Source organism: Kitasatospora sp. NPDC034533 (assembly GCF_055575155.1).
On record NZ_JBVITE010000014.1, the window covers coordinates 1 to 7393 of the forward strand.

At 73.2% G+C, this 7393-nt stretch carries 6 protein-coding genes; 2 read left to right on the plus strand and 4 right to left on the minus strand.

Annotated features, from left to right (window positions below):
- Positions 1 to 25: 25 nt before the first annotated feature.
- From ACZ55U_RS13050 to ACZ55U_RS13060, 3 genes are all read right to left on the minus strand, one after another.
- Entirely contained in the window at positions 26 to 1399 is a 1374-nt protein-coding gene (locus ACZ55U_RS13050; RefSeq protein WP_465525564.1) for an MFS transporter, read from the minus strand.
- A 75-nt stretch (positions 1400 to 1474) separates the two neighbouring features.
- Positions 1475 to 2068: an ArsR/SmtB family transcription factor gene (locus ACZ55U_RS13055; RefSeq protein ID WP_465525566.1), complete on the minus strand. Its 594-nt coding sequence runs from the start codon at positions 2066 to 2068 to the stop codon at positions 1475 to 1477.
- Between the two features lie 96 nt (positions 2069 to 2164).
- Complete coding sequence (locus ACZ55U_RS13060; RefSeq protein ID WP_465525707.1) at positions 2165 to 3055, minus strand: transglutaminase-like domain-containing protein; 891 nt, start codon at positions 3053 to 3055, stop codon at positions 2165 to 2167.
- A gap of 368 nt (positions 3056 to 3423) precedes the next feature.
- Here ACZ55U_RS13060 and ACZ55U_RS13065 point away from each other — a divergent pair, with 368 nt between their 5' ends.
- Positions 3424 to 4140, plus strand: a complete 717-nt coding sequence (locus ACZ55U_RS13065) for a flavodoxin family protein (RefSeq protein WP_465525568.1) — start codon at positions 3424 to 3426, stop codon at positions 4138 to 4140.
- 366 nt (positions 4141 to 4506) lie between these two features.
- Positions 4507 to 5847, plus strand: coding sequence for a cytochrome P450 (locus ACZ55U_RS13070; protein ID WP_465525570.1), 1341 nt, complete (start codon positions 4507 to 4509; stop codon positions 5845 to 5847).
- A 174-nt stretch (positions 5848 to 6021) separates the two neighbouring features.
- On the opposite strand, the gene ACZ55U_RS13075 is transcribed toward ACZ55U_RS13070, so the two are convergent.
- Complete coding sequence (locus ACZ55U_RS13075; protein ID WP_465525572.1) at positions 6022 to 7191, minus strand: cytochrome P450 family protein; 1170 nt, start codon at positions 7189 to 7191, stop codon at positions 6022 to 6024.
- Positions 7192 to 7393 lie beyond the last annotated feature (202 nt).

The window sequence follows — 7393 nt, forward strand, 5'->3', positions numbered from 1 at the left end:
TGCCCTTCCTTCCCCCTTCCCTTCGCTAAACGGGCTTTTTTTCGTTTGGTGAGTAACCCCCACCCCGCCAAAGCCACCCCCCCCCCCCCCCCCCCCCCCCCCCCCCCGCCCCCCACCCCCCCCCGGCCCGGGGGAGTTCGGCGTGGCGGACGGCGGGGGAGGCGGAGGCGAGGGCGGCGCCGAGGCAGGACAGGGCGCCGCAGGCCACGAAGACCGGGGCGGGGCCCCAGGCGCCGATGGCGGCGCCGACCAGCGGGTAGCTCAGCGGGGCGAGGCCGAGCATGGCGAGCATGACGACGGAGGTGACCCGCCCCAGGTAGGCGGGGTCGGCGGCGGTCTGGATCAGGGCGCCGTCCAGGCTGCCGAAGACGCCCGCGCTCAGGCCGACCAGGGCGGCGAGGCCGGCGGCGACCCACAGGCTCGGCACCAGCGCCATGGCCGCCGCGCCGACGCTGCCGGCCAGCAGACTGCCGGTCATGGTCGCCCCGGCCCGGGGGAGTCGGCCGGCCACGGCGAGCAGCGCGGCACTGGCGGCCGCCCCGGCCCCGAAGCAGCTGACGATCCAGCCGTAGCCGGAGGGGCCCCAGCCGCGTTCCGCGTTGAGCAGCACCATGCCGACGTTGAGAGTGCCGGTGAGCCCGAGTTCGCAGACGGCTCCGGCGGCGACCAGCGGGCCGATCAGGCGGTGGCGGCGGATGTAGCGCAGGCCGTCGAGGAGTTCGGCGCGCGCACCGCGCGGTGGGGCGTCGGCAACGTCGGGGGCGTCAGGGCCGTCGGGGGAGGGCGGGGCGAGCGGGCTGATCCGGACCGTGAGCAGCAGCGGCAGGGAGAGTGCGAAGAGCGAACCCGCCACGGCGAAGGCGGCGGCCGGACCGCCCAGGCCCATCGCGAGTCCGCCGAGCGGCGGGGCGGCGATCTGGCCGAGGCGCATCGACAGCGAGCGCAGGCCGGTGACCCGCGCCAGCTGGTCGGGGGTGGTGATCCGGGGCGGGAGGGTGCCCACGGCGGGGACGAACAGGGCGTCCACGGCGCCGAAGACGACCGCGACCGCCACCAGGAACCAGAGCGAGGGTGCGGTCAGCGCGACGGCGGCGGCCACGCCCAGGATGAGCAGGCAGCGCACGGTGTCGCTGCCGAGGATCACCCGGCGGGGGTCGAGACGGTCGGCGAGGACGCCGCCGCCGAGCATCAGCAGGGCGCGCGGGGCGGCGCCGGCGGCCATCACCAGGCCCACCTCGGTGGGGCCGGCGGAGCGCTGGGCGGACCAGGCGAGCGCGGCGAAGTAGACGCCGTCGCCGATCAGGGAGGCGGTGTGGGCGGTGAGCCAGCGCAGCACGTTGCCGTCGCGGTGGGCGGGTGGTGCGGCTCGGCCGGCTAGGGGTGCTTCCGCGAGGGTCATGAGGAGGAGCTCCGACGGTCGGGGACCCGGGCTGTGCCGGTGTCAGGGGCGGAAGTGGTCGGGGCGGAGCACGCGTCAGGGGCGGAAGGGGAAGCCGTACAGGTGGACCGACACGTGCTCGCGGCCCGCGGTGTCGCCGGCCGCCCTGGCGGCCTTGCCGCGCTCCCGCCAGCGGCGGGAGATGTCCTGCAACTCCTGGTCCATCTCGGCGAGTTCGGCCGGCGTGAGGTCGAGCAGCCATTCCGAGCTGAAGGCCGCGTCGGTCCACTCCTTGCCCCAGGCGGAACTCTGGTCGAGGTAGCGGTGGTACTGGGCGACGCGGGCGTCGAGCAGGCCCTTGGTCACCGCGTTGACGGCCGCCGCGCCCTCGGGCGTGCCGGTGAGGTCGGACTCGCGGAAGCCCCAGCCCTCCTCGGAGGCGACCTGCCACCACCGCTGCCGGCCGTCGCTGCTCCGGCCGCTCGCCTCGGTCACGAAGCCCTGCTCGGCGAGCTTGCGCAGGTGGTAGCTGACCAGGGACGGGGCCTGGTCGACCTGTTCGGCGAGCTGGGAGGCGGTCGCGCTGCCGGCGGCGTAGAGCAGGCGGTAGAGCTGCATCCGCAGCGGGTTGGTGAACGCCTTGAGGCGGGACAGGTCGGTGATCCGGTCGGGCCGGGGCTGTTCGGACATGCGTCGACGATAGATCTGAAGGAAAAATTGCGCAATAAAAATTTTGGAGTTCTCGGCCGTGCTCGCCGAGGACCCGTCCGGTCCGCCGGGGGGCGGTCAGCGCAGGGTGACCTCGTGGGGGCCGTTGAAGGGGGCCAGGGAGAGGACGGTTTTCGGGACGCGCAGCGCGTCGTGCTCGGTGAAGAGGCGGCGGGCGGCGGGAAGGTCGACGGTGCCGACGGTCAGGTGGGCGACCTCGTCGTACGGGGCGTGGGGCGTGTTGGTGGAGGCGGTGCCCCAGGTGTCCCAGAGGAGGGTCTCGACCTTGTTCAGGGCGGCGAGGTCGAGCCGGGTGGAGTGGGCGACGAACCACTCGCCGTTGAGCGGGCCCTGCTCGGGAGGGTGCACGCCGAAGGAGTCGGCGGCGGCCCCGCCGGTGCGGATGGCGCGCCAGGCCCGTCCGGCGACCAGGAAGCGGTCGCGCGGGACGTCCATCGGGTCGAAGTCCACCCGCCAGGCGGCGGCGACCTTCGGGTCGGCCAGCTGGGGGTCGGCGAGCAGCCAGCCGCGCCGGTCGTGCCAGTACTCGGTGACCACGTGGTCGGCGTGGAAGCCGTCCGGGCCCAGGTAGTCGGCGAAGCCGCAGCGCAGCCGGGCCGGGACGCCGACGTGGCGCAGGAAGGAGCAGTGCAGCAGGGCCAGGTCGCGGCAGACGCCGACGAAGCGGTCGGCCGGGGCGCGGGGGTGGCTGAGCGGGGCCGGGTCGCGCTCGGTGATCAGGTTCAGGATGTCGTCGAGGTAGCGGGTCTCGGCGTCGTGGTGGAGCCGGTCCGCCGGGATGGCGTGGTGGAACAGCCCGCCTTCGAGGCGGTGGATGACCAGGTCCCGTGCGATCCGGGCGAGTTGGCGCGGATCGTTGGGCAGGGCGGTGTAGCGGGGCAGGTGGGCGCCGGGGGCGGAGAAGGCACTCTGCCCGAGGTAGAAGGCGGGGAAGTCGGCGGAGGGCACGGGGAACTCCCAGGGGGATTCGGCCGCATGATCGATGGCTGGGCCGCTGGTGCTCACGGTGGCAAATTTTCGCGGTGATTGTCCAGAAGGGCCGGACGGGAGGCGGAGGTTCGGCGGAGGGGCGGCGGCCCGACGGGCGCCCCCCGGCCCGCCGACGCTCCCCGGCGGCGCGCGGGCGGGAACGTTCCTGCACTTCCGCGTGGCGCCCAGCGGGTGCAATGGCGCCACCCGGCACACCGTCAACGGGAGAGGCTCACCCGGTGAAGAGGGAGAGGAAGGACGCCGAGCCGCTCCGGGTGCCGGACCTGACGAGCGCCGACCACCGTCGAGCGTTCGAACCTCCCGACCCCCGACCGAGGATCCCCACCATGCCCGACCGCACCCCCTCCTACCACGACCTGCGCGCCCTGGTGATCAACTGCACGCTCAAGCGGTCCCCGGAGCGCAGCCACACCCAGGGCCTGATCGACGTCAGCACCGGCATCCTGGAGCGCCAGGGCGTCGCCGTCGACGTCCTGCGCGCCGTGGACCTCGACATCGCCACGGGTGTCTGGCCGGACATGACCGAACACGGCTGGGAGACCGACGAGTGGCCGGTGATCTACTCCCAGGTGATGGCCGCCGACATCCTCACCCTGGCCGGACCGATCTGGCTCGGCGACAACTCCTCGGTGATGAAGAAGGTGATCGAGCGGCTCTACGCCTGCTCGTCGATCCTCAACTCCGAGGGGCAGTACGCCTACTACGGCCGGGTGGGCGGCTGTCTGATCACCGGGAACGAGGACGGCGCCAAGCACTGCGCGATGAACGTCCTCTACAGCCTCCAGCACCTCGGCTACACCATCCCGCCGCAGGCGGACGCCGGCTGGGTCGGGGAGGCCGGCCCCGGGCCGTCCTACCTCGACGAGGGCTCCGGCGGCCCGGAGAACGACTTCACCAACCGCAACACCACCTTCATGACCTGGAACCAGCTCCACCTCGCCCGCATGCTCAAGGACGCCGGCGGCATCCCGGCCCACGGCAACCAGCGCTCCGAGTGGGACGCCGGCTGCCGCTTCGACTTCGAGAACCCCGAGCACCGCTGAGGGGACCGGGCGGGCGCGGACCGACCGGGAGGAGGACTCCCGGTGGGACCGGGGGGAGTGTCCACAAGCCCGTGCGCAGCCTGACCGATCCTGGCGGGCGCTCGATCCCGGTCGTCGGCTCCCCCCGAAAGGGTGGTTTGGGTTGACGGTTCACGCTTCGGCGTTTTGCCGACAACCGCCGGGTGAGCTATGGGGTAGCCCCCTGCGCCCAAGGAGCGCACCCCGCCTCGGCGTACCGCTGCCCCCGTGGCCGCTCCGGCGGCGGCCCCCGTCCCCGAACCGGTGCCACGGCCCGCCGGGAAGGAGGTCGCCGCCCTCATGTCACGGGTGCTCGCGCCCCGCCCCGTACCGTGAAAGGAAGCCACCGTGCTGCTGGAACCCACCGACAGGCCCCCCGAGGCGCCGGGCGGCCGGCCGCTGCTCGGGCACATCAAGCCCCTCCTCGCCGATCCGCTCGGGCTGCTGGCGGCCCTGCCGCACATCGGCGATGTCGTGGAGGTCCGGTTCGGCCGGACACGGACCTACGTGGTGTGCTCACCGGAAGCGGCTCACCACGTGCTCCGCAATCCCGACCACGCCTTCGACAAGGGGGGCACGTTCTACGAGAACATGCGGTCCATCGTCGGCGACGGCATGGCCACCTGCCCCCTGTCCCAGCACAAACGACTCCGCCGCCTCGGGCAGCCCGCCTTCCGGGCCGACCGGATGACCGGCTACGCCCGCACCATCCGGGCGCAGGTGCACGCCCTCACCTCGACCTGGCGCCACGGACAGACCCTGGACGTGCTGCCGGAAATGCGGTCGCTGGCCACCCGTTCCAATCTCGCGACGATGTTCTGCCGCCGGGAGCCGGGCCCCGAGATCGACGAGCTGCGGCGGGCCGTCACCGACTTCGTCGACCACCAGACCATCCTGCGGATGATCGCGCCCGTCCTCAACCGCCTCCCCACCCCGCGCAACCACCGCTACCGCAGGAGCGAGGCCAGGCTGCTGCGCTTCCTGGACGCGGAGATCGCCGCCTACCGCGAGGACGGCAGGGACCACGGCGACCTGATGTCCATGTTCACCACCTCCCTCGACAGCGACCGGCTCACCGACCGGGAGGTCCGTGACACGGCCATGACGGTGCTCCTCGGCGGCGTGACCGCCTCGGCCGTGGGGCACGCGTGGGCGCTGCACCAGCTCTCCCAGGACGCCGCCCTTGCCGCGGAGGTCGCCGACGAGGCCCGGGCGGTGGCCCGGCTCGACGAGGGGCACCCGGCCGCCGACGTGATGGCCCGGCTGCCCCTCACCCGAGGCGTCGTCGCCGAAGTCCTCCGACGGCGCGCCCCCAGCTGGATCTTCCCGCGCGTGGCCGTCAGGGACACCGCCATCGGCTCCCGGCGCATCCCGGCCGGCGCCCAGGTGCTGCTGAGCCCCTATGTGCTGCACCACCGGCCGGACCTGTTCCCCGCGCCGGAGAACTTCGACCCGCGCAGGTGGGACGGTCGCGATCCGCACCGGGACAAGGGCTGGCTGCCCTTCGGGGCGGGGGAGTCCAAGTGCATCGGCTACGAACTCGCCTTCATGGACCTGACCTTGTCCCTGGCCTGCATCGCCGGGTCCTGGCGCGTGCGGCCCTGCCCCGCCCCCGTACGGCCGCGACCGCGTCTGCACCTGGAGCCGCACGGCCTCACCCTGCGACTGGCCGAGCGGCGCCCGCGCTGACCCCCCGGGCCGTCGTACCGCGCCTCGAAGGCAGCGGAAGGGCCGTCGACCGTGTCGTGCCCCCACCGGCCGATCCCCTCCGGTTCCCGCGCCCGCGGTAGGAGGAACCCCGGTGGGAGGAACCGCGTCAGGAGGAACCCCGGTGGGAGGAACCACGGCAGGAGGGGCCACGGATCACCAGGTGACCGGCAGCGCCTGAAGGCCGCGGAAGACCAGCTCCGGCACGTAGGTGAGCTCGGACTCGTCGACGGCGAGGCGCAGTCCCGGGTACCGCTTCACCACGGACCCGATCGCCACCCGCATCTCCCGGCGGGCCAGCATCGCGCCGAGGCAGAAGTGCGGCCCGTGCCCGAAGGCGAGGTGCGCCGCCGGTCCTTCGCGCGTGATGTCGAAGCGGCCGGGATCCGGGTACACCCCGGGGTCGCGGTTGGCCGCGACGATGACCGGCAACACCGGCTCGCCCGCCCCCAGTTCGACGCCCTCCAGTTCGACGGGCTCGGTCGTGACCCGGACCTCGGCCGAGGTGAAGAGCCTGCTGTAGCGCAGTAGTTCGTCGACCGCCGGTCCGATCAGGTCCGGCGACGACCGCAGCAGCGCGAGCTGGTCCGGGTGGCGCAGAAGGGTCAGGAACGAGTTGCCCAGCTGGTTGACGGTCGTCTCGTGGCCGGCGATCAGCAGGCCTTCGAGGTTGGCCAGCAGCTCGGGTTCGGTGAGGTGGTCGCCCTCGTCGTTGGCGGCGACCATCGCCGAGATCAACCCGTCGTCCGGCCGCGCCCGCTTGTGGCGCACCAGGTCGGCGAGCCAGTCCTGCATCTCGCCCTGTGCGGCCCGCAGTTCGTCCGGGGTGATGTTCGTGACGAACAGCCGCCTGGTCCACCTGCGGATGGCCCGGGCCTCGGAGTAGGGCACGCCGAGCAGCTCGCAGATGACCATCAACGGCAGGGGGGCGCAGAGGCCTGCCACGAGGTCGGCGGTCGGATCGAGGGAGTCGAGCAGGGAGTCCACGATGGACCGCACGCGTGGTTCGAGCTGATCGACCATGCGTGGGCTGAACGCCTGCGACATCAGCTTGCGCAGCCGGGCGTGGCGCTCGCCGTCCTGGCTGGAGACCAGTAACGGGTCGGCGGCGACGGACAGTTGCAGCGAGCCGCCCGGGCGGGTGGCCGCCTCCCGGCTGAACCGGCTGTCGCTCAGGACCTGGCGCACCGCCCCGTAGGAGAGGGCGAGCCAGACGTCCGCCGTGCCCATCGTCGCGAGGACGACCGGCGCCTGGGCGAGCAGAGCCTCGGCTTCGGGCTCGTTGTCGAGGTGGTGCGGTGTGGTGAGGGGAAACGTGGCTCGCATCGCTGCCTTCTGGCTCGGTGTCACCGGGACCGGGCATCGGGTCCGGGCGCGAACGGCCGGGACCGGTGCGCGGATCGGTGACAACTGGATGGTGTGCCGCCGGGGGCGGTGGCGCTTCGCGGTCGTCTCGAAGTCGATGGGGGTCATACGGTTCGGCCGGAGCTGCCGGCGGCGCCGGTGGTCGGTTCGCTCGATCCGGGTG

Bases quoted from the DNA above. Each gene is read 5' to 3' on its own strand.
- ACZ55U_RS13055 (WP_465525566.1), bottom strand. From the start codon at position 2,068: ATGTCCGAACAGCCCCGGCCCGACCGGATCACCGACCTGTCCCGCCTC.
- ACZ55U_RS13065 (WP_465525568.1), top strand. From the start codon at position 3,424: ATGCCCGACCGCACCCCCTCCTACCACGACCTGCGCGCCCTGGTGATC.
- ACZ55U_RS13075 (WP_465525572.1), bottom strand. From the start codon at position 7,191: ATGCGAGCCACGTTTCCCCTCACCACACCGCACCACCTCGACAACGAG.
- ACZ55U_RS13050 (WP_465525564.1), bottom strand. From the start codon at position 1,399: ATGACCCTCGCGGAAGCACCCCTAGCCGGCCGAGCCGCACCACCCGCC.